Here is a 1027-nt window from a genome sequence, read left to right on the forward strand (position 1 = left end):
CATGCTCGCGCCCGCTCCGGACGCCGTCCCGCCCGTGCGCGGCGGCGAGCGGGCCGCTGCGCCGCGTCGGCTACACGGCATCCGGGAGCACCGGACGGCGGGCGGGGCCGGTCGGCGGCCCTCAGTTGGTCCAGCGGGGCCGATCGGCCGGGTCGTCGTCGGCGGCGGCGGCGGCCACGGCGGCTTCCCGCACCGGCAGGAAGGCGTGCAGGGCCTCGCCGCCGTGCGGCGGCGGCGCGGGCCGGAACCGGCAGCCCTCCATGCCGAACCCGCGGGCGATCTCCCGCACCAGGGCGGGGGCGGGCGGCGAGCCGTCCGGCGCGGCGACGCTGAGGTGCAGGACGGGCTCCCAGTCCGGCGGCGTCAGGTCGTGCGAGAAGGCGACGACCACGCCCGCCGCCTCGACCCGCAGCGACGCCAAGGCGCGCAGCGCCCCCGGCCCCCGCACCGGGTCGGCGAACACGCGCCGGTCCGCCGGGTGCGCGGCCGCCCGGCGGGCGAGGTCGGCCAGCCTTTCGCGGTCGGCCGCCCCGAGCACCGCCGCCGCCGCGCCGTGGGCGGCGACGAAGGCACGCAGCGCCTCCAGCATGGCCCCGCGGGGGCGGTTCGAGATGTAGCCGATGCGGCCGTCGCGCGCGTCGTCGCCGAACACCAGGAGGGCGAAGCCCCGGCCTTCGAACTCCTTCTCCAGCGACCGCGCGGCCGCCGCCATCCTGTCCCGCCGTCCCCCCGCCCCGCCGCCGTCCCCGCCGCCCATGGTGTGGTGCTCCCGCTCCCGGCGCCGCTCGGCGCTCCCGGGGACGCATGAACATCTTCCACAAACCCCGCGGCGGCGCCAGCGGGGCGAGGGGGAGAGTCCGGACGCGGCGGTCCCTGCCAGCGGGCGCGGCGGCCCGGCCTCAGGCCGCCGCTACTCCGCGCGCCGGTAAGGCCTGCGGGGCGGGACGGCATCCGGGTGGCCGTTCTTGCGCGCCTCGAAGGCGATGCGGCGCACCAACGCCGGGCTGATGCCGACGGCGGTGGCGAC

Annotated in this window: 1 protein-coding gene; it reads right to left on the reverse strand. The window is 80.0% G+C overall.

All coding sequences use genetic code 11. From position 1 onward, the window contains the following. Positions 1-121 precede the first annotated feature (121 nt). Positions 122-757, reverse strand: a complete 636-nt coding sequence (locus ABD067_RS14165; RefSeq protein WP_343895961.1) for a hypothetical protein — start codon at positions 755-757, stop codon at positions 122-124. Positions 758-1027: the final 270 nt, after the last annotated feature.

The organism is Craurococcus roseus (assembly GCF_039523795.1).
In the GTDB taxonomy this organism is placed as follows: Bacteria; Pseudomonadota; Alphaproteobacteria; order Acetobacterales; family Acetobacteraceae; genus Craurococcus; species Craurococcus roseus.